Below are 23695 nucleotides of genomic sequence, written 5' to 3'. Positions count from 1 at the left end.
TCAGGTACTTCTCTTCCGACTATGATACAGAACAGACACAGTAGCTGGCTGCTGGCGCTCTTTCTTGTCGTGCTAGTCGCGTCGCTCGCCGCTCCAGTCGCGGCACAGTCAGCCAGTGCAAACAACACCACGACATCCCAGAATCACTGGATCGGTAATCCTGATGACCGGCAGACGACGGCACCATCGAATAATTCGACGAGCGGCGCAAACGGTGGCAACGATAACGGTGTTCTTGGCGGGCTTGGTGGTGGACTCGTCCCGTCGATCAACCCGATCGATATGGCAAAGGGGCAACTCAAAGCGATTGCCGGAATTTTCCTCGGTGTGGGGAAGGGCATCGCGAATATGGTTCGTGATAGCGTCGCTGCTGTGCCCGCTCCCGGGCAACCAGACAAGCCGAGTACGTGGGCCAATCCTCACAACGGCCTGTGGCCAGGCGTGTACAAAGCCTCGGCGTGGACGGCCGGTCTCGCGAGCGTTGCGTTGATGGCGGCCTTCGGGATGTCGTTCTATCGGTCGGATCCCTACGAGAAGCGCCAAGCATGGAAACGCATTGGGGTCGCTTTCGTTATGGTCGCAACGACCTGGATCATCCCGCCGCTTTTGCTCCACCTGGCGAACGAGACCGCGATGTCAGTTGCTCCTAACGGCGCTGAGTTCATCCAAACGAACTCGAAGCTCGCGAAACTCGGTGTTGGGATCGGTCTTGGTGTCCTCCTCGGGTTTATCGAGTCAGGTACAATTGCGGTCGGGATTCTCGTTCTCGGCCTCGAGCGGGCCCTTATCTACGTATGCGTGTTTTTGTGGCCGCTTTCCTGGGCCTGTCGTGCGTATTCGGGCTTTCTAAAGAGCATCGGTGACACCTTCGTCTATCTCTTTGGGGTCGTGATCGTCACGAAACTCTTTCAGGCGCTCGTCCTTCGGTTACTCGCCGATTTGCCATGGACATCTGGCGCACTTGGAGTGCTGGAAACGTTCACTCTTGTCGTTGGCGGGCTCGTCTTCGCGTTGCTCATTCTCCCGAAAGAGATGCTGGCCCACGCCAATGACGCCGCCTCGATCACCCTCGGGACGTCTGCATCGAATCAGCGGAAAGCGGGCAAGTACGTCGACGAAGCCGGCGAGCGCGTCGGCCACGAAGTTCACGAGAAAGTTCAGGAATATCGCAGCGACGATTCGAGCTGGGACCAGTCGGACAATTCAACGTTTAGCACCGGCACGTCGGCAAGGGAGGACACCGTGAACTACGGGTCGGTGAACAACGCGCTGAACGCAGACGGCGGTATCGACGCCCAAGAAGCACGAGAAGAGCAGGAGTGTGCTGACTACGAGCTGAATCAAGGTCGTGAGATACTCCAGCGATACGACTGACCCCCGTTTCGGTTCACGCCGACATTCCGGTGCAAGGCTGGGAAACGGGGCTTATCTATGACAGACAACGCAGACGCGCCGAAAGATCCGAGCCAACTCGTCCCGCCACACGTCGATTCCGGGCTCGACTATCACGGGTTCAAAGTGAACGACCTGCTCTACGGTACGCCTGGTGCCGGTATCGTCGGTGCCAGCGGTCTTGCAGCCCTGTTCGGTGCTCCACTCGGCCCTTCGTTAATCGGTGCCGGTGTCGGTGTATTCGGCGGCTTGGGTGCTGTTGGTTTGGCCGTCTCATCGGGTGAGTACTCGACGGGACTGGACCGTATCAAAACCCCGCTCGCCTACGCGAAGGCCAAACGCGGGTTCCCACAGTCAGGCGATGAAGCGGCGACTGTACACGACGTGAAACGGATCCACGCCGATGGCTCTGCCGAGATGAAAGACGGGCGACTCGTCGCGATGGCGCGGATCTCTGGCCGAAATACGACGATGCAGGAGACGAGTGACGCCCGCGAGATGATCGGTCGGATCCGTGGTGAACTTGACCAACTCGTGAGCGATTTCAATTTCCGCCTGTTCAGCACGGCCCTGGAGATTGACCCCCGCGATGTCACCGCGAAGTATCGGGCGAAACTCTACTCGTCGAAGTACGCCGGTGAGGAGTGGAAGCTAGCGCGAAAGCTCCTTCGGAGCGTCATCACGTGGACCAAGAACACTGACTTCCCCCGGTTCAACGCCCGCGAGTGGCAGCACTATCTCGTCGTCGAGGTTCGTCCGGATGAAGTGACGGTATCGGACATGACCGACGACGGCGAAATTCGCTCGCTGCTGTTCGGTAGCGATAATGAGCAGTGGGACGCCAAACGCCGCCGGATGCAACGGGAAGTGAAAAGTCGGCTCTCCCGGCTCTCCAGGGCGTTCGGAAGTACCGATGGCTGTGAGACCACGCAAGTCGGTCCAGCCGAGCACGCACTCCTTCTGGGCCGGTATTGGAGTGGCACCGAGCACTCCTTCAATGCCGACAGTGTGACGAAGGACGTTGATGCCGCGGTGTGGCCGCATAGCGCCGAGGACGGTGACAGCCCACGCCCCGAAGCGGTGGATGCGACTGACTCGCCATCGACGGGAGTTGCTGACGTTGCGACGGTCGAGCGACGACCGACGGCGGCACTGTCTCGCAACCGGTCGCAACGAGTACCCGTGCTGACGACGCCGTCGACAAAGAGGTGTCCTTCCTTGCACAGGTCCGCGAAGGCTTGCTCGCCCCGCTCGCTGATGACGAAAACGACAGTGATGGCCTAGCCCACGATCGGGTACAGGAACTCCTGGCCCCGCAAACGTTCGACGCTCGCGATGGCTACGTTCGCACTGGCCAGCAGTACTGTCGGACCTACTGGATCGCCGATTGGCCGGTCGAACCCCGTGAGAAATTTCTTGAGGAGATCTACACCATGCGAGGGGTCGACGTCGATGTGTGCTTAGACGTCCGGGCACGGGACAAGCGAGCAACGGAACTCGAATTGAAAGACACAATCGGGGAGATTGACGCGAACATCGACGAGCGCAAAGACGTAAGCGACGTTTCCGCGATTCTCGTCGAGGACGACCTCGACCCGTACGTGAAGATGTACAAGCTTCTCCACCACACTCAGGCTCAACCGTGGGATTTGAGCGGCTACGTTACAGTTCGAGCTGGTACCCGGCAGGCGCTGGATGAAGCCGAAGAGCGAATCGAGGAAGGGCTGGCGAACGAAGACGAACTCACGCTGGATATCGCGAAGCACCGAGCACTCGAAAGCGCTTGCGAGAAAGTAAGAGGAACGCTCGAAAGCGCGCCAGCTCACCTAACGGTTCTTTCACCGGAACAGCGCCAGGCCGAGCTGTTCGAATCCTGCTCACCAAACGGCCGAGACGCGTTCGCCGATGTCTCTACACGCGAGCGCTACTCACTCACGTTGTCGGGAACAATCGCCGCAGCGTTCCCGCCGGTGTCCGCGTACATCGACCAGGAGAACGGTGTCGAGCAGGGCCGAAACGTGCAGAACGGCAGCGAGATCATCAAGAATCAGTTCTCTGTCGCACCCGGTCATCGGCTTACCATCGGGAGTTCCGGCTCGGGAAAATCGTACCACGTCGGTAAGCAAGCGACTCAGTGGTATCTGGCTGGTGAGGATCGCACACTGATTCTCTGCGATACGATGGGCGAGTTCGGTGGTCTCGTCGAACTCATGAACGGTCAGCATATCACGGTGGACGGGTCACAGACAATCAACCCGCTCCATATCGAGGAAACGCCAGAGGATGTGCTTCGAGTGTCGGGGAATCTGGATCCGTACGACATGAAGTTCACCGAAGCCCGCAACTTCATTCTCGATATGATCGGCGACGCCAACGGCGACTTTACTCCGCTCGTTTCCGATGCGCTGAATGCCACGTACGAACGGGCAGGAATTCTGAAAAACGACGTCAGTACGCACAAACCGGAGAACAGCCCGACGATGGCCAACTTCCGTAAAATCGTCAATGATATGGGTGGGAATCCGGGTGACTACGTCGATTCAGAACTCGAGAAGGCTCAGATCAAAGAGAACGCCGGACCACTACTCCGGCGGCTCAGTGGGTTCAAAGACGGCGGTGAACACGATGCCCTCGTCGGGAAGTCAGAAGCCCATATTCGCCCGGGCCAGGTGTCGTATCTCGACCTTCAGCAGATTCAGGGACTCGGGGCAGCGGCAGACAAAGCGACGATGCTCCAGTTGATGCTCGGCCAAGTCTATCAGGCAGTCAAACGAGCGCCCGGCGAGACACTCTTTGTCGTCGACGAAGCACACTATCTCTTCCAATCGAGGGAGATTCTGGCGTGGCTTCAACAGTCGGCCCGCCACTGGCGGCACTTTAACGCCGGACTGTGGTTCCTCTCACACCGACCGGGTGACTTCGCGAGTGCTGACGACACGGATATGCAGGAATACAAACGCGCGATCTTGGGGCAGATTCCGACGACAGAGTTCTTCTACACGGACAAACTGGAAGAGCAAGACGCAAAGGAGCGGTTCGGGATGAACGACGAACAACTTCAGTTCATCACTCAGCATGCCAAACGCGGTGAACAGGGACTCGGGTATACCGACTATCTCGTCGATTATGCGGACGTCCAAGGATGGATGCACGCCCAAGTTCGGGCGTCGCCATTTGAGGATACTGTCTATAGCTACAAAGCCAGCGAGCATGGTCCCTTCCAGGAGTACATCGCCGACAAATGGGGTGAGCTCTAATGGGCCTGTTCGGCAGTGACGAGGCGCAGGGGAGCTACACGGCAACGCAACTTGACGAGTCGTACACTCAAACCGTGGACGAGACGCCGGGTGTGTTGCTCGGGATTCGTCCTTACAAAGACAACCAGGGCATCGTCGATGGTGCCGCAATGCTCCAGTCACTTCACGACGTTCGAACGAAGGGACTCCGCGACAAGAACATTAGTCAGCACCACTCCTTCGAGTTGTGGTTCGATGAGGAGAAGCTGAAGTTCTACATGCACGCTGCCGACGAGAGTGCCGCAAACAAGTTCCGGCGACGCGTCGCGAACAGCTACTCGAACACGCAGGTGTTTCGAGTGGAGGGCGGCGATGCATTTCCGCAAATCCATGCTGACGACTATATTGCGGGTGCGGAACTCGACTTGAACCGTCACTACTACTACCCGATTCGGAACCACCAGGGCGACGGCTTTGAGCGGGACCCGTACGGCGAAGTGACGAGTGAAATGCTCTCGACGCCGGAAACACGGGTTGTGGTGCAGGTCGTTTTCCGGCCCGCGAAAAACGACTGGACGGAAGGGGATGCTGGACTCTTCTCTCGGGGTGAAAGTGTGGACGACGTCGCCGAAGGGCTTCGGTCGGACCAGGTTGTCGGCTGGCTAAATCCCCGTACTCGTGATGCGAGTAAGAAGGACCGCGAAGCGGCGGACGTCGTCGAGATGCAACGGGGACAGTACGGCTTTCACACTAACATGCGGATTCTTGCCGTTTCACCGGACAAGTACGAAGCTGAATCACGAGCACGGGGTGTCGCGGGGATGTTCACTCGCTACTACAACACAATGACCGAGCAGGGGTTTACCGACGACCCTGTTCCTGCCAGTGAGCGTGGCGCGTTCATCGAGAAACTGCATGCTCGGGAGTGGGAAGACCGCGAGATGATCCTCTCGGTAAGCGAACTCGCTGGTGCCGCACACATCCCAAACAAGGAGATTGAAACGCCGAAAATCGACTGGCGTTACTCCCAACGCGGCGGCGAAGTTCCGGCTGACAGTCAGCGCAGTGAGTAACAACGACGGCACTCCCCTGTTCCCCGGATGGTCCACGCCGCCACGTCGGTGCAAGTCCGACGCCGGGACTTTGGTGACACACGATGTTCGACAACCTATTCGGCGGTGACGACACCCCCGATACCAAGTCAGTAGACGCCGATCGCGACGAGCAAATCGACGAGATACCGAATGAGCTTCGAGCACCGACCGGCGAACCGTATCAGATAACGCCGACTGGAAACGACCGCATTGGCGGTGCAGAAGTGCTCACTCACACTGAAGAGCATGGCGTCGTCGCCGGGCCGAAGGTTCGCCGACTGCTCGAAGGTTCGCGTGACCGTCCAGAGGGTCCGCTGTGGACGGGGTACAACGACAGCGCCCAGGAAGGCTTCCGCGAAGTACCGATTGAGTTCGGCTCACTCTTCCAGCACAATTGGGTATGTGGAACGACGGGTGCGGGGAAGACGACAGAGCTGCTGAACTGGATGGTACAGTTAGCGTACGCTGGCCACGGTTTCGTCTACTTCGACCCCAAGGCACGCGACTCGAAAGAACTCCTCCAACTGCTGCCAGAGGATCGCCTTGACGATGTGATTTGGATCGAACCGGGCGACGAAGACTTTGATCGGGATGTTGGAATCAACTTCCTTGAAATCCCCGAGACAGATCGCCAGGTCGAACAAGAGCGCGAAATCGAGGATCGCCTCGAGAACCTGAAAGCGATTCTTGACAATGACGATTATTGGGGGCCGCGCATGCGGGCGATTACCGAGAGTATGGGTCGAGCGATGATGAAATCGGACAAAGACTACTCGGTGATCGATTTCTACTTCGTCCTCCTGAATCAAGAACGTCGCGAACAGTTTGCCGAGGAGGTTGAAGATCCGTACATCAAGGAGTTCGTCAATGAAATCGCCGAGATGGACGACGACGCCGTTCGTCCTCTCCTCTCGCGAGTGAAAAATTGGGTTGAGAACGGAGTGATTCGCCGGATTATTGCCCAGCGTGAGAGTTCGATTGACTTCCAGAAGATCATCGACGAGAACAAAATCGTAATCGTTCGTACGCCTGTGTCGAACCAGGACGTGAAGCAGATGATCACGCTTGGCGTGATGCGTCCGATCTGGAGTGCTGTGCAAAACCGGTCGTTCGAGGACGGAGAGAACGAGCCGTTCTTTGCCATTTTCGACGAGTTCGATGCCATCGCGAGTCAGAATCTCGATGTCAAAAATATGCTCGCTCGAGCCCGCTCGATGCGCCTGTCAGTGACGATTGCCTGCCAGTATCCCGAGCAACTCAAAGAAGCAGGCGTGTTGAGTGCCGTCAAAGCGAACTGCAACAACCCAGTGATTTTCCGACTCCCGAACGACGAAGACGCACGACCCGTTGCGAAGTTGTTCAAGGGATATACTGAAGAGGATTTGATGGAGACCGAGAACTTCCAGGTGTGGACGCGAATTCCCATCAAAGGCGGGATGCAGTACTCTGACCCGCTCAAAATCCATACCTTTGCCCCGTATCCACCGCTTCGATCGGAAGAGGACGCTGAGGACGTGATTCACCGGAGTCTGGAGCAGTATGGAAGTCCGCCGATTACCGACGCCGAAATTCAGCGCGAACTGCCGTATGGAGAATTGAACGAAGGAACGACTGCCGACGATCCAGCAGACCTCCCGGTCGGAACAGATGAACACTTGCGCAATCAGACGCTCAAAGCAGTCTACGATGAGAGCATTCGACAGGGTGAACCGGGCGGTTGGGTGCAAATAGCGGCGTGTGTTGAACGGCTAAACCGGTATTTGCCTGGCGACGATGTGACCGATGCTGGGAAAGCATGGCGAAAAGTCTTGCAGCGAGTGCCGGATACGCATCTCGATCACCGTGAAGTTGAGGACGAGATGGAAGTGAAGCCGCTTGATACCGGGTTCCTGAATCTCGGTGACTCGGAGAACGACGGCAAGGCCGAGCATTGGGCACCGATGGCCGATGCCTACATCCCAATGACTCAACTCGGGTTTATCTTTGAAATTCCTGAGCAGACTGGAGAAGCCATGCCCGACGGTCTTGCCCGGCTGGATGACGTACTAGTGATCGGGTTGGACGAGGACCCGGAGACGGTGGCAGACACAGTCAACAGCTACCGGGAGGACCACCCGCTCTTGAATCGGCTTGCGGGGACGAAAGACGTCTATATCGAAAGCGAGCACACAACCGGTAGTACGCAGCCATCACAGACGGTGAAGAATCTTGCACAGGCGCATAACGACGGACATCGGTGCTTGTTCTTTGCCCGCGAGGAAGTGGCCGAGAAGGTTTACGATACAGTTGCCCACGAGCCATTCTGTTGTCGGAGCAACCACGGCGTCGAGGGTGAACGGCGATTCTACACGGGAACGAATACGCTCAGTATCGAGGGTGAGACGATCACCCGGCCAGGAAATCGTGAGAACGTGTGGATTCACGACGAACAAACAGGGAAGTACGTGCTTCGGGACAGGGATGGGACGGTTCACGCCCGGTTTGATTCAGCGGCGGACATCTTTACCGATGTGAGTGCTTATCCAAGGGGTGGTAACCGGAATGTGAAGCCGCCGATCATTCCCGAGTACGAGATGGACGATGATCTCCACACTGTGGAGTGGGACGTAGTTGTGGTGCCACCGGAGACAGAGACGCCGATGGATCTCCGTCTATACGAAGGAAACACCCAGACGCCGCTGACGGACCTGCTGGACGATGAAGAAGCAGAGGCAGCCGACAGGGTGGTAGATACGCAGGACGAGACAACACCAACTGAGAGAGACGTACACAACGATTGCTCCGAGCCGACTGCCAACAGCACAGAGGCGAACTCTACACCCGCGACAGCCAGTGGAACCACAGACAACAGTGAGAACGCGAACGACAAGGAGACGACGACAGATTCCCTTGACCGCTTGTTATAAATCGGCGTTAGTCACAATCTCTGTGACCTGCTGTTGAGTGTGCTCATCTTGGGCATCTGCGATCACTTTCAGAATTTCCACGATTGTCTTCCGCCGTTTCCTCGTTTCAGCTTCAAGGTCTTCGATGCGATTTTCGAGCGCTGTGACCCGCTCTGCTGTCGCGGCAGTCTTTGGTGTACTGAGTGCATCTGGTCGTTCCTCGATGAATGTCTCGCCCATCTCGGAGAGTCGCCAGACACGCGCTTTCCGACCTCCGCCACGACTGTATTCTCGTTGTCCGGTATCCTCGACGATGCCCCACTCTGTTAGAGTTTCCAGATAGTGGTTCATACTCCCACTGGGGACGTCAGCCCGTTCTCGGATTTGTGACGTGTTGAGGGTGTCGCTGTCAGCAGTGGCAAGGGCACCCAGGATGTTGCGCCGATGTTCATTTCCACGATTCAGTTTTTCTTCCATCTCGTCGGCGTGTCCCGTGGTCAAAGTGGCGGAGTTATCAGATGACATAGGAAGCTATACGCAAGGCTAACGAACTACACCAACTATAATATTATGGTTGGATTCAATTGAGCCACCGCATCCCGACGGCGGTGCATGAAGCAGTGAAAGAGACCAAAAAATAACGCGGAGGGGATGAACAACAGTACTGTCAAAATGATGAGATAGATGTACGCGACACACCGCGGGGGACAACCACCCCCGATCCAGAGAAGAAAAAATAGATCATAGCCAACAGTGGGCACCCAACAAAGCGCCAGAGACTGCACCCCCAATATATCATAATATAGACGTAGACAACACTGGCGCACAGAGGGCACCCCAGAGGGCGACACAGAGCCGGACAGATCCCACGAGAAGCGGCGGATACAACACACCGACACAGAGGACAGTCCACCAAGCAGAACCACCACAGGAAACCAGAGCAACACGAATGGGACAGTCCATTAAGCAGATCCACCACCGAAAAACAGAGCGACAGCACTGGGACAGTCCACCTGAGGTCACGCGAAGAACACAGGGAGCGACACTGTGGGACAGTCAGGCTATGACGGACCCGGCGGGGAACAACAGACGAGCGAACAGGGGACAGTCCACGGATGCGACCAGCGGGCCCGCAACGAAGAGCGGACTTCCAACAGGAACGAACAGCACTGGCGGCAAGACGCCATGAACAACACTGAATAGGAGGACCGGACAGCAGGAAGACTGTAACAGGACCGCAACAGCAACAGTACCGCGACAGCACCCCAGAAACCGAGTGACGGCCAGCACAGACGAGAATGGCCGGGATACCTGTGAAAAGAGACGTGAAGAGAACACTGGACAGTCTGGCCTGCCAGAACACAGCGAAAACGCCGCTAAGCGACAATGTGGGGTGCCAACCTCTCCACCCGAACAGAGGGGGTGCCACTGTGCACGACACACCGTAATGCACGGTGAGAGACAAGCTGGGGTGCCAGCACGAGCGCACTGTCCAGGTGCCGGTGTGACTGCATCATCTGGGTGCTACTGTGAGCGCACTAGTGGGGTGCCAGTGTGTGCGACACACCGCAGTTTCACTGAAGTGAGCCGCGTCAGTGGGAGCGGACCAGCACGGAGGACTGTCCACGAGCGACAGACTGCCGTACCCGCCGGCCACCGACAAAGGGGACTGTCAGATCTGGCGACCAGCACGCCCTGGGCTCCGGCATGGTCTAGCCGGTGGGACTGTCCACCCTACCGAAGCAGGTGGACGGCGAGCAGCGACAGCACGAGGAACTGTCTGTAAGGACACTCCACGAGTGCCAGTATCAGCAGGGATGACTGTCCTCCGGCAGATCCCCAGAGGGACTGTCAGCCGTGAGCTCCGTGTTGGAGGACTGTCACTGAGAGCGGACCGGCCACAAACGGCGGTGAAGCGCCTGTAGGCACCCAGATTACAAAGGAAGTCTGGTGTCCTCTCTCTCTCCGAACAATCCGACTGTCCACCGGCTATAGCAGTCTGACTGTCCCACCCGCGTTAGCAGCAGCGGGACATTCGCCGCAGTATTCAGTCGAGCGTTCGGCTCGGCGCATTCAATCGCTCGCTTTCGTGCATCATTCGGCACCCCCAACCTTGAACTAAACACGGAAACCACCTCCAGTATGCAGCGGTCACTTCCACTACTCGCCCTTGCCCTGCTCATCGTCCTCGTAGCTGTCTCGGCGGCCTTGGACTCGGCGGGAGTAGTAACGATACCACAACAACACCGGCCAGCACAGAGCCGACGCAGACGGCGACCAGCACGGCATCAACGACGACAACCGAGCCAGCGACCACAACCACAACAGCCACGCAAACAGCCAGCACAACAACGCATACCACTCAACCGACCCAAACGACGTATCTCCGGACAACAACCACCGCTCGCATTGATACACCCGAGGAGAGCGAGCGCTTCCAAGCACGAGTAACGAAAGTCGTCGATCCGACGACCGTCACCATCGAACACAACGGTGAGAATCAGACGGTCGACCTCATCGGTGTGCGCGTGCCTGACAGTGGTCAGATCCACAAACGAGCACTCCAGACGACTGACGCCCAGCTTGCCCATCGTGTCGTCACCGTCGTCACAGACCCGACCATTGAGAGTGACGCAGACGGCCATCTTCGAGCGTATATCTACACGGGAGAGTGGCTGTACAACACCCAGTTACTCCGGACTGGATATGCACGAGTAACAGACGGCGAGTTCAGCAAACGCCAGCAGTTCCGCCAGAAGCAGCGTCAAGCCAAACAGGGCGGCTACGGCCTGTGGAACACGACGACGGCGAACTAATACATTCAGTGTCCAGCGGACACTTTCACGCGGCCACTCCCGAGCACGGGTATGGGACAAGGCCAGCCACTTGTTGACGAACTCTCTGAAGAAATGGCCGCCGTGATCGAAGCGGAACAACCCCAGAAAGACACCGAGCGCGCCGTCGGCGATTTGCTCGGGAATGATTCGCCGCGACACCAGCTTGTCGGCCTAATTGACGACGGCGGGGGGCGGTCATCCACGATATGCTTGGTTATTCGATTGTTCGTATCGATATTGGGCAGGACCGACTGAACGGCCAGTATAGAACCCATCTCGATAAATCACACGTACCACAACACATGTGGGCCGCGATTCGCAGACTTGGCGAAGACTACTTTCTATGAGTGCATCCACGCGTTCGCTGGCTGTTCAGTGACGAATACCGGGAGATTCCAGCCGAATAGGAATGAAGAGAGGAAGGACAGATATGTAGACCAAGTGATTTTTGATAAATTATAATAAGATGTGAAGAAATGATTTTCTTGATGAAATACAGATGAACGACGGCTTTCGGATTCTTGTAGACGTAGACCCAAGGATACAAAAAGCAATCTTGGTTATCGGAATCATACTCATAGCATCATTACAATATTTCAATTTGATATAGTTAGAATAAAGTCCAAAAAAGAAGCGAAAAGGGAGAGAGCCGAGAGCATCAAAGGGAATTAGTCATCAGATTCGGCGAGGAACGCCGTGAGCCACTCGCCGGGAGAGAGCGTCTCGTCGGCTATCGAGTTGTAGCTACGTCTGAAACCAGCGAATGTTCGGCTCTCGCCTGCGGCGAAGCCGAGCACGAGCGCCCACACAAGTGCCGGCGCCGACGAGATACGCGGGGTCAATCACTCGCCTCTCCTCCGAAGCGGGCGACAAGCGACCGGCCAAGCAAGACGGTGGCGAATCCGACGCCGTAGTTCGCCACGACGTTGACGACGCCGAGAACCGGTGACACCTGTACGGTTTCGAGGGCGAACGTACTGTACGTCGTGAACGACGACAGGCTGGTACTGTGCGTTCATCGCCGTCATCACTATGCCGATCGGCTCTCTCCCTTTCTGGCTGGAGACATCGGATTCACTCTCCTCTGGTGGATTTGGGAGAGTTCTCTGGGCAACGTTCTGTCTGCTCTTGGCGCTCGAGCGCGATGAATACACCGAGCCGGTTGCGACCTTTACAGCCCTCGTCGGCGCCGCGACGGCACTGGTCGGCTACTTGATGGCAGCCGGATTCTGGCCGTGGGCGTGAGTCCCCCACAATTCTAGTTATTGAGAATTATGCCCAATAGTTATCAAATTGAACTGTACATAAAGTAGTGATGGCACACATTGAGAATCTCTGGGTCTACCCAGTCAAGGGACTCGACAGGATGAACGTTGAGTCGATCAGTATCAATGGGGCGGGGACGTTCGAAGGCGATCGAGAATACGCATTGCTCGACCCTGAAGAGGACAACGTCATCGAAGACCGCTTCGACTCTGTCGGCAAGACTTTCAACGGGAAAGAGATCAATCACACACACGAGGTCACCTCGTCATTCGACCCGGAGACCGACGTACTCACCCTCCGGATGGCTGAGACTGGCGAGACGTATGAATTCGACCTGACCTCCAAGCGCGACGCAGCAAGCGAGTGGTTCAGTGAATTTGTCGGCGAACCAGTCGAATTACGACGTCGAGAACCGCCGTCCTTTATCGACCGACCGAACCTGGGTCCGTCGGTCATCAGTACCGGGACACTCGAGAAAGTCGCATCTTGGTTCGACGAGATGACCGTCGACGGCGCGCGAATCCGTCTTCGACCGAACATCGAGATCGGCGGTGTCCCTGCATTCTGGGAAGATCGCTTCCTCGGCGGCGATGCACCGACTTTCGAAGTGAATGGAGTCACCTTCGAGGGTGCGGAAGCCTGCGCACGTTGTGTCGTCCCCTCGCGCGACCCCGATACTGGCGAGCCAATAGAGAAGTTCCAACAGCGATTCGCCGAGAAGCGTGAAGCAACGCTCCCCGAGTGGGCAGACAGAGACGCCTTCGAGCATTTCTTCACGGTGATGCTCATTACGAAGATCCCGGAGTTCGATTACGGGAAGTCGGTTAGCGTCGGCGACGAAGTCCGTATTCGAGACGAAGTAGAAGCGTAGCCTCGATCTTTTCTCTGCCGACAGAGAGTAACACAACCAGACTCGCCGAGGCCTAGTGGGAAGTATACACCAGATCCGTCGTTAATCCCACTTGAAGGAAGTTAGCCTCACACTCGCTGAAAACACCGAACTTGATGCTGAAGACATCTATGGGGTCCTCGTCGGCGCCTGCGCGAGAGACCCCGGTCACTACGCTCTGTGAGAATAGCGAAGATGCGCCTCACGAAAACTCAGTTCTCTACCATCTTCGCACCAAGTTCGACTTGGAGACACTCGAACAAATTGGCAACACACTCCTCCAGAAGGACGTTCTCGATATCATCCCCGAGCAGATGGAGGTCATCGCTGACCTCCACCTGCGGTCCTATTATGTCGACGAAGATGACACGGACGGCCTCTATCACTCGCAAGCGAAGCGTGAAACCACCGCGTTCCACGCCTACGCCACACTCTCCGCGCGTGTGAAGAACAAAACGCTACACATGGCGGTGCGCCGTCTCGAAGACGGCGACACCGCCAGCAGTGTCCCCGCAGAGTTCCTTGGTATCCTCGACGGCCTTGACTTCGGTGTCACGTCTACCTTGACCGCGAATTCTACGATGGCAAGTGTTTGACGCTGCTTCAGGCACACAACCACGCCTACGTTATGCCGATCGTCCGCTGGGGACGGACGATCAAGCACGAACTCTCGGAAGGCTGGAGTCGCATGATTCAACACAGTCTGACGGTGAAACTCAACGGTCACAGCTGGAGCGTCGAGTTTCCCGTCTACATCGACTGTACCTACCAGAACGGGCGGTACGGCGAACAGGACGTGGTGCGTCACGGCTACGCCGCTGACGCACCGTTTGTCGACACGCCACGAGACGCTCGATACCACTACGCGAAACGCTTCGGTATCGAGGCCAGCTATCGACTCTCCGAACAAAGTATTTCGACGACCTCAATACAAAATCCGGTTGTACGGCTGTTGTACGTGGTGGTGAGCTTGCTGTTACAGAACGTCTGGCGGTTTTTGCACTGGGAATACGTGGCGACGGCCCGACGCGTCACGAGGGCCGTCCACGCGAATCGACCACCGGATGACCGGTTTACCCGGTAATTTTCGGTCGGGCTAGCCTGCGGTATGAGTGCCGACGCTGTTGCGTCGGCGGCAGACCGCCGCCGACAGCGACGGCTCGCCTTTGATTTGTCCACGCTTCTCTCGTTGTGATCGTCAGAGCAACCGCTCCGACACAGTACTCAGGTCTCAGAAACAGTTAACTGAGGATGCTTTGTGAGGTACTGAGTTTGGGTATTCAACTCCGAAGAAGGGCATAGAGCTATATCACAGTGCGACGACGTTCGGTCGATTCGGAAGTATCCATCTCTATTACTCGTAGCCGTGATAGACCGCCCAAGCGCAGAGGAATTCGAACAATGGCTTGAGGTTGGTTGTTTTCTCGGTTGCGGTGTACTCGACCCGCGGAGGGATTTCGTCGTAGGAGTGTCGGCGCAGGAAATCGGCGTCTGTCAGCTCCTGAAGTCGGTCGGTGAGTGTCGTCGTCGGGACGTTGAGTCTATCTTGGAGTTCGTTGAATCTACGAGGTTCGGCGCTGAACGCGAATTCGTGAAGGATGGGGAGCGTGTGTGCACTCCCTAAGAGGGTGAACAACTGGGTCTTGGCTTCGACGTCGATAGAGGGTTCTGGAGTGTTCTCAAGCGCGGTCAAGAACGAATCGTCAGGGAAGGAGTCGGGATAACTCATTGTAAGGGATGAGGCCGGAGCGATATTATAGGTGCTGGGATACGAACGGAAGTAACGCCGAAGGTTCGGCGTTAGTTCGTTTTCTAGGTCCTGACAGTATATTTCTTCCCGTCGCATCAGGCTGAGTGATGGAGTACACAACTCTCGGCAACACGGGAATGACAGTGAGCAAAATCGGGCTCGGTTGTATGAGCTTCGGCGACGAACAGGCGTGGATGCTCGATGAGGAGGAGGGTGGAGAGCTAATCGAGCGCGCCATCGACCTCGGCATCAACTTCTTCGACACTTCGAATTCGTATTCGGTCGGAGATAGCGAACGTATCCTCGGACGAGCTATCGACGGTTACGACCATGACGAGTTAGTGATCGCGACGAAGGTCCGGTTCGCGTCTGGAGCCGAGTACCCAAACGCACTGGGTCTCTCGCGGAAGACCGTCGAACAGGAACTCCGCGGGAGTCTCGACCGGCTCGGCATAGACGCAATAGACCTCTACCAGATCCATCGTTGGGACGACGCCACGCCGATAAACGTAACTCTCTCGGCATTTGACGATGCCATCCACCGGGGTGATGTACGATACGCGGGCGCGAGTTCGATGTGGGCCTACCAGCTCGCCCATGCGCTCGCTGCCAGCGACTTAGAGAACCGCGAACGGTTCCAAACGATGCAAAATCATTACAACCTCGTCTACCGGGAAGAGGAGCGCGAGATGCTCCCCCTTTGCGAAAAGGAGGGAATCGGCGTTATACCGTGGAGCCCGCTCGCGCGAGGCTACCTTGCTCGTCCTCACATGACTGCGAACACGTTGCGGAAAGACAGCGACGAGTACATTGATCGATTCCGAGCCTCCTACGTAGGGGGAGGTGGACGCGAGATAAACGAGCGCGTCCAAGAACTCGCCGACCGGTACGACGCCACCATGGCCCAGGTAGCGCTTGCCTGGCTGCTCAGTAAGGATGTCGTGACCGCACCAATTGTCGGCGTTTCTAGAATTGAACACCTCGAAGAAGCGGTGGAAGCCCTCGACCTCTCGCTCTCGGCGCGCGATGTCGACTATCTGGAGGAGCCATACGAACCGGTCCCGGTCGTTGGGCACCAGTAAAGCGAGCGATGTCGTCTTCGGTTTCGTATCCAAAGCAGTTTCGTGGATCGACTCTTGACCAGCCACCGAGCGCCATCACAATCCGCGGAGACACGTTCTCTTCGACCAGCAGGTGATTCGCCCAACAGCGGCGCAAGTCGTGGGTCGACACCCGCCGATAGTCGTCGTTGTCCGTTTCATCGACAGCGCGGTCAGCAGCGTGCTCAACCCAGTACTAGACGGTGCGTTTCGACCGTCCAATCAGGGGGTCGTCGTCCCGAAGATCGGCTTGCTGGACATATCGGTTGATCGTCGCTCCGACCTCAACCGGTAACCACGTCTCACGTTGCTTCCCACCGTCGTAGCTCCCGGTCTGTCCTTGCCGTTCGTCACCTCTAACTCGTAGTGACGGCCGTCGTCCATCCGTGCGATGTCCGAGGGCGTGACGCCGAGAACTTCGGTCACACGGAGGCCACAGTCGCCCATCAACCGAATGGCGATCTCATGTTCGAACGAATCAGCTGCGCGCGGGATCGCCCGATACTCCTCCCGACTGAGCCACACATTGAACGTCCCGTCTTTGTTTCGTTCCGTCTTTATTGCGTGTTAGTTATGAATTTCGTGCAATAGAGAGGTTGGGGACGGCGCTATCGATATGTTGAGTCGGGTGATTTCGGTAGTCTCGCGGGTTGTCGGTGTTTTTGATTGCACGTTTTTTTATGGATAAACACGAAATTCAACCACTCACATAATCTGATCTCGTTCAGAAGTCAGAGTTAGTATAGTATACTAACCCACCACATGCCAATAGAAGACAAGTGCTGATCGGCGCGACCGTGCAATCCGGACATCCAAACGGGCACTGCGTCAATCTGCACCGTCGGTTGTACTCCTAATCGCACGTTGGAAGATTGACACAAACCTTATGTCTGTGTACTGTGTATGTGTATGTGTATGAGTACAAAGAACATTAGCCTCACAGAAGAGGCCTACGAAAAACTCAAATCTCGAAAACGGGAGGGGGAAAGCTTCACTGACGTGATTCTCCGCGAGTTCGGTAACGAAAAGGATGTATGGAAAGGCTTTGGCAAACTCGAAGGCACGGGACTCCGAGAAGCCTACGAAGAACAGCGCGAAGAATTTGACAAGGATTTCAAAGAGAGACAGGATGAACTGTTTGGACAGTAGCTTTCTCATCGACTATCTTGAGGGGGATGACGGTGCACAAGCGTGGTTGGATGACCGTGAAGACACGATGCTGGCAACCACAACAGTCGCATTGTATGAGACGTATCGGGGCGTCTTGTGGTCGCATTCTCCAATGACGATGGACGATGTGTTCGACACGTTTGATTGGGCGACTGTGTTGGATTTCGATGAAACTGCGGCCCGTGAATCAGCACAAATTCAGCGAGAGTTGCGCGAGAACGGGACGCCTGTTGGCACACCCGATGTAATGATTGGTGCCATTGTTCGGTCTATCGGTGGCACTGTTGTCACCCGTGATTCGGATTTTGACTACATCCGAGGTGTCGATGTTGAGAACTACTGAATCCACTGCTCATTTCGGATTTTTACGACAGTGAACTCAGGCTGACTTCGTTGAGATCCGTTCGTATCACTACCCCATGTTGCACTAAGCGGGTGTGGATGTTCTACTTACATCTAATATCGATCAAATTCAAGGGACAAACCCGCTATCCCTGTTGTCACACTCACAATCATTAATTCGAACTCCGGGTATCCAGCACCGCCTGAGACAATCACTAGCTTACACTCGTCCAGTTATCCATCCACGTTGGAGTCCACTGACCACTAACCTTGCGGTAAGTATTCGCTCGTCGATGATATTCGAGAGCGTCAATTGGCGCGGCAGAACGAAGCCAGGCTAAAACATAACCCAGTTCGGCAGTGAATTGTCACCCGTAGTCCCTAATCGTCTCGTTTCTCACCGGCCGATGTCTACTGAGTGCGATGATTTGTTCGTCACGAGAGTGTATACGAACTCAGGGGTGTCCATACACCGAAACCCAACCATCACTACTGACTTCAACCCGATACGTGCCAAACTCAAATTCGACACTGCCAACCGCATCACGGCGGTCGCCTGCGACTCTCGGCCCGAAAAAGGAATCCTCCAACGCCGCAATATCAACACAGTCGTAGAGTATCGGCTCTTTCAGCTCGGCCGGTGAGATACCCTCGGCCGCTGCAATCGCCACAACAATCGTGGTCGTCAGATCGTCGCAACCGGCCCGCTTATACTGAGCTTGCTCGAGGATTTGTTCGCCACCGTCTAAGCTGACCTTGGATTCACTTTCCTCGTCAAAACTTCTCGTCATCCATCTCACTCCGTGCGTGGGCTTCTTGGCGGTTGTCGAGACTCGCACCCGCTCCTGCCAAGGCGGCCAGTACCTGCTCGGCGTACTCTCCCGCCCTGATAACCTCGGTTTCGTCATCAAACTCGATGACCCGTTCATCAACAAGTTTGGGAATGTGGGCATGATAGAGTGAAGCGAACATCCGATCAATCTCCTCCTGTGGAATATCTTTCTCAGGGGTGTCACCCTCCCAGGCGGCAAGCTTGGTTGCAAGCTCAGTCACTGACCACTCCGTTTTTGATTCAAGTGTGTAGAGCAGATAGCGGCGGCGAGACTTTGCAATCGATTGAAAGACGTAGTCTAACTCCAAGATGTGCTCAGGAATCTCCGGTATGGTCCCGGCATCGGATGGTCTCTCCGATGCCGTCCCATCGTCGTCATCGTTATCTTGTGTCATATTACTGAATTACTCCTACTATCGCAATCGGTACTACCAACAATGTGCGTTCTGGCTTCTGGTACACAGAGGCACTTGACATGGTTAAAAACAGCGTTAACTCACATCTGCACACATCCGGTAGATGGTATGAATTGTACATTCAATGAGAAGACAAAATAGCGTGAAAATCTCGACGGTCGATATCGATGGGAACAGTTTTCCTCCAGATGTAGATCAACCCACCGCACTCACTACGCTGTACTGCTCTGGGTTGCAGACGGTTTTCGAGTGTCGATGTCGAGCACTCCAATCGCCGCAGTCCTGAATTAGAATCCTCGTGCTGAAGATGAGTTTACCCTAGACAAGATGAATGAGGCAGAGATAGAATCGCTGAAAACACAACTCCACCACACACATCTCCCTAAATTAGCGGATGCGGGCTATATTGACTGGAACCCGGACACAGGGGCGATCTGTCGTGGGCCCAGCATTGACGAGATTGCCCCACTGCTCACACTGATGAGTGATCATGCAGACGAGTTACCCGACGATTGGCCCTAATCTGCAACCCTTCGAGTCTGGTAGAGATGACTACGAATTACTCTTCGTCTCAGTGAGAACGACGGCATTCTAGCGGGACTGCTAGCGAACCGAGAGACGGTAGAATGCTGACGCGTCGATCAAAATTTCGCTTAGCTCTCAGGTGTGTCTTCGGTGATATCCTCTCTGAAATGGAAATGGTTGAACGGTTGGATGTGACGCTTACGCATCATTTCGGCCGATTCAACCGTGAGACCCATTTCATGCAGCACGTCCGTGATGCGTGTGATATCTTTGGTACTCGTCCCGACTGCCTCGACGTAAATATTCTGGCGTCCGACCAGCATCTCACGAACGTCAATCACGCCCTGTATCTCAAGAATCTCCCTGACGTACTCGGCCCGCTTGGTTGGTGTGGCTGTGCAGACAAACTGAATCCGAAGGGGTAGGTTCGCCGCCTCGTAATCGATTTCAGGGTGGTAGCCTTTGATGATCCCGTCCTCTTCGAGTGCTTCGATGCGATTACGGACCGTGCTCGCCGAGGTACCAACTGTTTCGGCGATTTCTTGGGTGGTCGTGTTGCGTGCATCACGCTGAAGATGATACAGGATTCCGCGATCAACGTTGTCGAGGTTTCGACTCATACCCCAGAGTACATCAAGGAGACGTAAAGAAGATGTGTGAGAATATGAGTGAACCAGGAGAGCAATTGTTTCACCGTCCATTCACTTCTTCAAACGCCGGACAACCCGTATCATGCGGTCTGTGTATGAGTAGTGTAGACGAAAAACTGCCACAAAAGTGGCAGTCTTGGTACGGAGCAGTGATTGGTTGGGACCCTAATCGAACTCCGTACCATTTCAAGGTATATGCTCGCCGTGTATAACCCTACTGTGATCATCTGAGTTAATGATATTTAATCGCATGAATATGACATGAATGACACTGTCAGACTTGGACATCGTCAGATACTATTCAGAGACGGCAGTTGTGTATTGGCACACAGATATATACGAACGAATAGCGAAGAAATGATTCGAATCTGTTCGGCGTCGGCTGCTGAATTGGCAGACTACCCATCATATATTGCGGAATGAGGAATTTTATATTGTTATTATGCGAGTGAATGGGGGCTAGACTGAGGATATAGCAGTATGGCAATCTAGAGAATAGGGTCTTTGATACGTCTGGACAGAGAATGGATACTGATGATACATCGCTCTGTCGAGGTCGCTCGGGGAGTGAGACAACAACTGACTTACGGGCGACGACACAACGGTCTGAACAGCCCCAGGATACCTGGGCAAATGGTTGGGACCCATGAGTGAACTGTCTAATCACCAACAAGCAGTCGAATTGCTCCAACAACTCGGACTCAAAGAGTACGAAGCACGTTGTCTTGTGGCGCTCTCACGCGTCTCCAAAGCGACAGCCAAAGAGGTCAGTGATATTTCAGAAGTGCCACGAACGCGTGTGTATGATGCAATCAAAGTGCTCGAAGCCAAAGGATTAGTCGAGGTGCAGAATACGAACCCACAGCAGTATCGGGCTGTCTCGGTCGAGGAAGCGAGCGAGACGCTACGGCACGAGTACGAGTCTCGAACTGCCACGCTGGCGGAGACACTGAATGCATTAGAGCCAGCCGAATCGAATGTGGACGAAGAGGTAACTCACGACGTCTGGGCTCTCTGGGGAACGACTCCCATTGCAAATCGAACGAGGCAGCTTATCGATGGCGCAACCGATGAGATCGTTCTGATTGTTGGGCGCGATGAGATTCTTACTGATCACTTCGGTGAGCAACTGCAGGCAGCGAAGAGAGAGGAGTTAAGGTGGTGGTTGGGACACTCACCGAAAAACTCCGGGATCGGGTGACGACGGTAGTGCCCGACGCAACAGTGTTTCATTCTGGCTTGGAATGGTTGGATAGTTCCTCACTCGATCACGAGGGCGAAACGACAATTACGCGATTATTGCTTGTAGACCGGTCTACGATCCTCGTGAGTACCGCACACGAGCGTCCAACGGGTGAAATTGAATCCGAGCAGGCCGTCTTCGGCCGAGGATTCAACAACGGATTGGTGGTGATAGCCCGACGATTAATGGCGACGGGATTGCGACCGACACAGGATCCTGGAATCGCAGACGAATAGTTTCAGTAGTGAGCCTGCAGAACTGGATTTGCAGAATGAGGCGGTTGCATGACGGTCCGTAACAATGGGGATGTACTGTGAGAGGGGTACGTGCTAGGCGGGAGCAACGTGAACGGTACCAGTACTGTTGACAGTGACGGTATAGTTAGTGTAGGAAAAAGAGATTGAAGTAGCCGAGTTGCGGGTTCGTGTCGAGTGTCCATCGAAGATCGCGTCAAGGGAATCGGGATCTACCCACTCGTAGAGTGGACCGACCTCCAGTGATTCACAGTTCATTGCCTGGGCAATGGTCTCGACAATCGCGGTACTCGGGGCGGTCGAGGACCAGTCATAGTGGTTGGAAATCCCATCGGATTCGGTGTCATCGTCAGAGTTCGGGGGATTCTCCTTACTCATCGTAGGGTACTTTCGTCGTGATCAATAAAAGACCCTTTGACAATCTGGGTGACAAGATACACGCACCTGCTTGCGGAAGCGAGACTGTGGCAGTCTCTACGACCGCACATAGGTTCTCATTCCTTTGATCAGCGGAGACTGGAGTGGTTGCACTGCCGCTTAGACTGCCCACAGGAAGTAAATCCGCTAAATCGGCCAAATTCAAGAAACCGACCTCGCTGCCGTCGTACGTTCTACCTGTGTTAATAAATCAATCTTGCGTGTTGAAATGTGCCGAAATTCCAGAAATCAGATAACTTCCCACCAATTGACCGGGAGAGTCTCATTCATCACGATAGCAAGCTTACTTTAGAGCGCATCAAACAGAGCCGTCTCACCGAGTATAATGCGGTTACTTCGCTAGAACGCACCGTAAACAGTCGCCAGCCAGATCGGAAGTGAATACACCCAAGTTGGCATATTGTGCTAACTCTGTGAATTCCGGTAACACCGGAAAAAACGAACGAATGAGTGAATACGAGAGGATTGAAAGCGGTAGCCAGGAAAGGGCTTGAATTGACATTACATCTTCGCTATCTACATTCGCCAATAGATTTCAGTGAAAATGAAGAAGGGAAATATTGATAAGTGACGTTGACATTGTGTAAAGTATGGTTTCCAATCGATCTATAGCCGGGATAGAACTCTTACCACCGAAATACAACGGTCTCTTATTCAGTGCAACCGCTGTTGTCGGAGCTGCATTAGGATTATACTTTGGTGGCTTCGATCTCGTGCTTCTCTGGGGGCTTCCAATCGGGGCACTCATCGGCTCAAATATTGGATATAACTTTCGCCAAGAAACTGCCCCTGAAACCACAGTTGATGAGCGTGATCAAGAGATTCTGGATTCAGCGATGGCATGGGGGTTTCTAACGATTGTTGCCGGGTTTATGCTCGGAATGACATATACTATACTCTCATCCATGTCGATAGAGACCATTTTCGTCGGGAGTATTCTCGCAGGAGTAACTGTAACGACGCTCGTTATGGGAGTATCCGAGATACAGCATCGCAATCTCATCTAAGGTGGCGAGATGGAAAACACGCTCAAAGTGCAACGAGCAATCCACGACCTCACACAAGGGGATCTTGCAACGGCGCTCGGAGTTAGTCGGCAAACAATCAATGCAATCGAAACTGGACGGTACGATCCTAGTCTCGAATTAGCATTTAAACTGGCAGATTATTTCGACTGTACGATTGAAGATTTGTTTACGCCAGAAGATACCAATGAATAGAGTGACCGGTTTTCCCAGATCTTGACCGGTCTATGGCCGTTCGCTACAACCATCTCAGATCATCCAGTTCGGGGTGAAGACGCGTTGCGCACAGATCGAAACAGGGGTCCCGGGGGTCTTTTACTTCCGCTTATGGATTTAACCGGCAGGAAATCA

22 protein-coding genes and 3 pseudogenes are annotated in these 23695 nt (G+C 54.9%); 16 read left to right on the top strand and 9 right to left on the bottom strand.

The features are described 5' to 3' along the window. Nucleotides 1-21 precede the first annotated feature (21 nt). The 5 genes from A4G99_RS22970 (at nt 22) to A4G99_RS22950 (ending at nt 8628) form a co-directional block, all read left to right on the top strand. Complete coding sequence (locus A4G99_RS22970) at nt 22-1374, top strand: hypothetical protein (RefSeq protein ID WP_066148605.1); 1353 nt, start codon at nt 22-24, stop codon at nt 1372-1374. A 57-nt stretch (nt 1375-1431) separates the two neighbouring features. Further along, nucleotides 1432-2676 carry a hypothetical protein gene (locus A4G99_RS22965; RefSeq protein WP_066148603.1) on the top strand — a complete coding sequence of 415 codons (1245 nt, stop codon included), beginning with the start codon at nt 1432-1434 and terminating at the stop codon, nt 2674-2676. Then, on the top strand, nt 2601-4649 hold the full coding sequence (locus tag A4G99_RS22960; protein ID WP_150123219.1) for a VirB4 family type IV secretion system protein: 2049 nt from the start codon (nt 2601-2603) through the stop codon (nt 4647-4649). The genes A4G99_RS22965 and A4G99_RS22960 overlap by 76 nt, the downstream gene beginning before the upstream one ends. Next, on the top strand, nt 4649-5701 hold the full coding sequence (locus A4G99_RS22955) for a hypothetical protein (protein WP_066148599.1): 1053 nt from the start codon (nt 4649-4651) through the stop codon (nt 5699-5701). The genes A4G99_RS22960 and A4G99_RS22955 overlap by 1 nt, the downstream gene beginning before the upstream one ends. Before the next feature lie 83 nt (nt 5702-5784). Next, nucleotides 5785-8628 (top strand): type IV secretory system conjugative DNA transfer family protein, encoded by a 2844-nt coding sequence (locus A4G99_RS22950; RefSeq protein WP_066148597.1) that lies wholly within the window; start codon nt 5785-5787, stop codon nt 8626-8628. Here the strand turns inward: A4G99_RS22950 and A4G99_RS25505 are convergent. Further along, nucleotides 8623-9084 (bottom strand): helix-turn-helix domain-containing protein, encoded by a 462-nt coding sequence (locus A4G99_RS25505; RefSeq protein WP_190303858.1) that lies wholly within the window; start codon nt 9082-9084, stop codon nt 8623-8625. The two genes, A4G99_RS22950 and A4G99_RS25505, sit on opposite strands and share 6 nt — an antisense overlap. A 1931-nt stretch (nt 9085-11015) precedes the next feature. Between A4G99_RS25505 and A4G99_RS22940 the strand changes: the two genes are divergently transcribed. Both A4G99_RS22940 and A4G99_RS22935 read left to right on the top strand, forming a co-directional pair. Continuing rightward, complete coding sequence (locus A4G99_RS22940) at nt 11016-11423, top strand: thermonuclease family protein (protein ID WP_066148594.1); 408 nt, start codon at nt 11016-11018, stop codon at nt 11421-11423. 51 nt (nt 11424-11474) lie between these two features. Then, nucleotides 11475-11699: a hypothetical protein gene (locus A4G99_RS22935; RefSeq protein ID WP_150123218.1), complete on the top strand. Its 225-nt coding sequence runs from the start codon at nt 11475-11477 to the stop codon at nt 11697-11699. Nucleotides 11700-12124: 425 nt separating this feature from the next. On the opposite strand, the pseudogene A4G99_RS25500 reads toward A4G99_RS22935, so the two are convergent. Both A4G99_RS25500 and A4G99_RS25495 read right to left on the bottom strand, forming a co-directional pair. Further along, a pseudogene (locus tag A4G99_RS25500) lies at nt 12125-12262 on the bottom strand (IS4 family transposase); the annotation flags it as partial. 20 nt (nt 12263-12282) lie between these two features. Further along, nucleotides 12283-12444 (bottom strand): annotated as a pseudogene (locus A4G99_RS25495) (chromosome condensation protein CrcB); the annotation flags it as partial. A 32-nt stretch (nt 12445-12476) separates the two neighbouring features. On the opposite strand from A4G99_RS25495, the gene A4G99_RS30090 reads away from it, so the two are divergent. The 3 genes and pseudogenes from A4G99_RS30090 to A4G99_RS22920 form a co-directional block, all read left to right on the top strand. After that, nucleotides 12477-12689, top strand: coding sequence for a hypothetical protein (locus tag A4G99_RS30090; RefSeq protein WP_066148590.1), 213 nt, complete (start codon nt 12477-12479; stop codon nt 12687-12689). 70 nt (nt 12690-12759) lie between these two features. Further along, a complete protein-coding gene (locus tag A4G99_RS22925) occupies nt 12760-13581 on the top strand; it encodes an MOSC domain-containing protein (RefSeq protein ID WP_066148587.1) in 822 nt (273 codons plus the stop codon). A gap of 94 nt (nt 13582-13675) precedes the next feature. Continuing rightward, nucleotides 13676-14683, top strand: a pseudogene (locus tag A4G99_RS22920) (ISH3 family transposase); the annotation flags it as partial. Between the two features lie 270 nt (nt 14684-14953). Here the strand turns inward: A4G99_RS22920 and A4G99_RS22915 are convergent. Further along, entirely contained in the window at nt 14954-15328 is a 375-nt protein-coding gene (locus A4G99_RS22915; RefSeq protein WP_082838014.1) for a helix-turn-helix domain-containing protein, read from the bottom strand. A gap of 128 nt (nt 15329-15456) precedes the next feature. Here A4G99_RS22915 and A4G99_RS22910 point away from each other — a divergent pair, with 128 nt between their 5' ends. After that, complete coding sequence (locus A4G99_RS22910; RefSeq protein WP_066148584.1) at nt 15457-16431, top strand: aldo/keto reductase; 975 nt, start codon at nt 15457-15459, stop codon at nt 16429-16431. 240 nt (nt 16432-16671) lie between these two features. Here A4G99_RS22910 and A4G99_RS28125 read toward each other — a convergent pair whose 3' ends face one another. Next, entirely contained in the window at nt 16672-16974 is a 303-nt protein-coding gene (locus tag A4G99_RS28125) for a hypothetical protein (protein WP_223302174.1), read from the bottom strand. Nucleotides 16975-17364: 390 nt separating this feature from the next. Here A4G99_RS28125 and A4G99_RS22900 point away from each other — a divergent pair, with 390 nt between their 5' ends. Next, nucleotides 17365-17598 (top strand): antitoxin VapB family protein, encoded by a 234-nt coding sequence (locus tag A4G99_RS22900; RefSeq protein WP_049972753.1) that lies wholly within the window; start codon nt 17365-17367, stop codon nt 17596-17598. Beyond that, complete coding sequence (locus tag A4G99_RS22895; protein WP_066148583.1) at nt 17579-17962, top strand: type II toxin-antitoxin system VapC family toxin; 384 nt, start codon at nt 17579-17581, stop codon at nt 17960-17962. The genes A4G99_RS22900 and A4G99_RS22895 overlap by 20 nt, the downstream gene beginning before the upstream one ends. 454 nt (nt 17963-18416) lie before the next feature. On the opposite strand, the gene A4G99_RS22890 is transcribed toward A4G99_RS22895, so the two are convergent. The 3 genes from A4G99_RS22890 to A4G99_RS22880 all read right to left on the bottom strand — a co-directional run bounded on the left by A4G99_RS22890 (nt 18417) and on the right by A4G99_RS22880 (nt 20354). Continuing rightward, nucleotides 18417-18752, bottom strand: a complete 336-nt coding sequence (locus tag A4G99_RS22890) for a HalOD1 output domain-containing protein (RefSeq protein ID WP_082838013.1) — start codon at nt 18750-18752, stop codon at nt 18417-18419. Further along, complete coding sequence (locus tag A4G99_RS22885; protein WP_066148581.1) at nt 18736-19188, bottom strand: hypothetical protein; 453 nt, start codon at nt 19186-19188, stop codon at nt 18736-18738. Before A4G99_RS22885 ends, A4G99_RS22890 begins: the two co-directional genes overlap by 17 nt. Nucleotides 19189-19862: 674 nt before the next feature. Continuing rightward, the gene (locus A4G99_RS22880; RefSeq protein ID WP_066148579.1) at nt 19863-20354 is read right to left on the bottom strand and encodes an Lrp/AsnC family transcriptional regulator; all 492 of its coding nucleotides are present in this window, start codon (nt 20352-20354) and stop codon (nt 19863-19865) included. 757 nt (nt 20355-21111) lie between these two features. On the opposite strand from A4G99_RS22880, the gene A4G99_RS22875 reads away from it, so the two are divergent. Beyond that, nucleotides 21112-21585, top strand: coding sequence for a TrmB family transcriptional regulator (locus A4G99_RS22875; protein WP_255359191.1), 474 nt, complete (start codon nt 21112-21114; stop codon nt 21583-21585). Nucleotides 21586-21956: 371 nt separating this feature from the next. On the opposite strand, the gene A4G99_RS22870 is transcribed toward A4G99_RS22875, so the two are convergent. After that, complete coding sequence (locus A4G99_RS22870; RefSeq protein WP_082838012.1) at nt 21957-22259, bottom strand: HalOD1 output domain-containing protein; 303 nt, start codon at nt 22257-22259, stop codon at nt 21957-21959. Between the two features lie 650 nt (nt 22260-22909). Between A4G99_RS22870 and A4G99_RS22865 the strand changes: the two genes are divergently transcribed. Beyond that, nucleotides 22910-23326, top strand: a complete 417-nt coding sequence (locus A4G99_RS22865; protein ID WP_150123215.1) for a hypothetical protein — start codon at nt 22910-22912, stop codon at nt 23324-23326. Between the two features lie 9 nt (nt 23327-23335). Next, the gene (locus A4G99_RS24815) at nt 23336-23539 is read left to right on the top strand and encodes a helix-turn-helix transcriptional regulator (protein ID WP_082838011.1); all 204 of its coding nucleotides are present in this window, start codon (nt 23336-23338) and stop codon (nt 23537-23539) included. Nucleotides 23540-23695 lie beyond the last annotated feature (156 nt).

Source organism: Haladaptatus sp. R4 (genome assembly GCF_001625445.1).
Taxonomy (GTDB): Archaea; Halobacteriota; Halobacteria; order Halobacteriales; family Haladaptataceae; genus Haladaptatus.
This window is presented reverse-complemented; position numbering and strand designations above follow the sequence as displayed.

Coding starts and splice junctions, on each gene's coding strand:
- A4G99_RS22870 (WP_082838012.1), bottom strand. CDS start 22,259: ATGAGTAAGGAGAATCCCCCGAACTCTGACGATGACACCGAATCCGAT.
- A4G99_RS22915 (WP_082838014.1), bottom strand. CDS start 15,328: ATGAGTTATCCCGACTCCTTCCCTGACGATTCGTTCTTGACCGCGCTT.
- A4G99_RS22910 (WP_066148584.1), top strand. CDS start 15,457: ATGGAGTACACAACTCTCGGCAACACGGGAATGACAGTGAGCAAAATC.
- A4G99_RS24815 (WP_082838011.1), top strand. CDS start 23,336: ATGGAAAACACGCTCAAAGTGCAACGAGCAATCCACGACCTCACACAA.
- A4G99_RS22965 (WP_066148603.1), top strand. CDS start 1,432: ATGACAGACAACGCAGACGCGCCGAAAGATCCGAGCCAACTCGTCCCG.
- A4G99_RS22865 (WP_150123215.1), top strand. CDS start 22,910: ATGGTTTCCAATCGATCTATAGCCGGGATAGAACTCTTACCACCGAAA.
- A4G99_RS22970 (WP_066148605.1), top strand. CDS start 22: ATGATACAGAACAGACACAGTAGCTGGCTGCTGGCGCTCTTTCTTGTC.
- A4G99_RS22885 (WP_066148581.1), bottom strand. CDS start 19,188: ATGACACAAGATAACGATGACGACGATGGGACGGCATCGGAGAGACCA.
- A4G99_RS22935 (WP_150123218.1), top strand. CDS start 11,475: ATGGGACAAGGCCAGCCACTTGTTGACGAACTCTCTGAAGAAATGGCC.
- A4G99_RS22890 (WP_082838013.1), bottom strand. CDS start 18,752: ATGACGAGAAGTTTTGACGAGGAAAGTGAATCCAAGGTCAGCTTAGAC.
- A4G99_RS30090 (WP_066148590.1), top strand. CDS start 12,477: ATGCCGATCGGCTCTCTCCCTTTCTGGCTGGAGACATCGGATTCACTC.
- A4G99_RS22900 (WP_049972753.1), top strand. CDS start 17,365: ATGAGTACAAAGAACATTAGCCTCACAGAAGAGGCCTACGAAAAACTC.
- A4G99_RS22925 (WP_066148587.1), top strand. CDS start 12,760: ATGGCACACATTGAGAATCTCTGGGTCTACCCAGTCAAGGGACTCGAC.
- A4G99_RS22950 (WP_066148597.1), top strand. CDS start 5,785: ATGTTCGACAACCTATTCGGCGGTGACGACACCCCCGATACCAAGTCA.
- A4G99_RS22955 (WP_066148599.1), top strand. CDS start 4,649: ATGGGCCTGTTCGGCAGTGACGAGGCGCAGGGGAGCTACACGGCAACG.
- A4G99_RS22880 (WP_066148579.1), bottom strand. CDS start 20,354: ATGAGTCGAAACCTCGACAACGTTGATCGCGGAATCCTGTATCATCTT.
- A4G99_RS22895 (WP_066148583.1), top strand. CDS start 17,579: ATGAACTGTTTGGACAGTAGCTTTCTCATCGACTATCTTGAGGGGGAT.
- A4G99_RS25505 (WP_190303858.1), bottom strand. CDS start 9,084: ATGGAAGAAAAACTGAATCGTGGAAATGAACATCGGCGCAACATCCTG.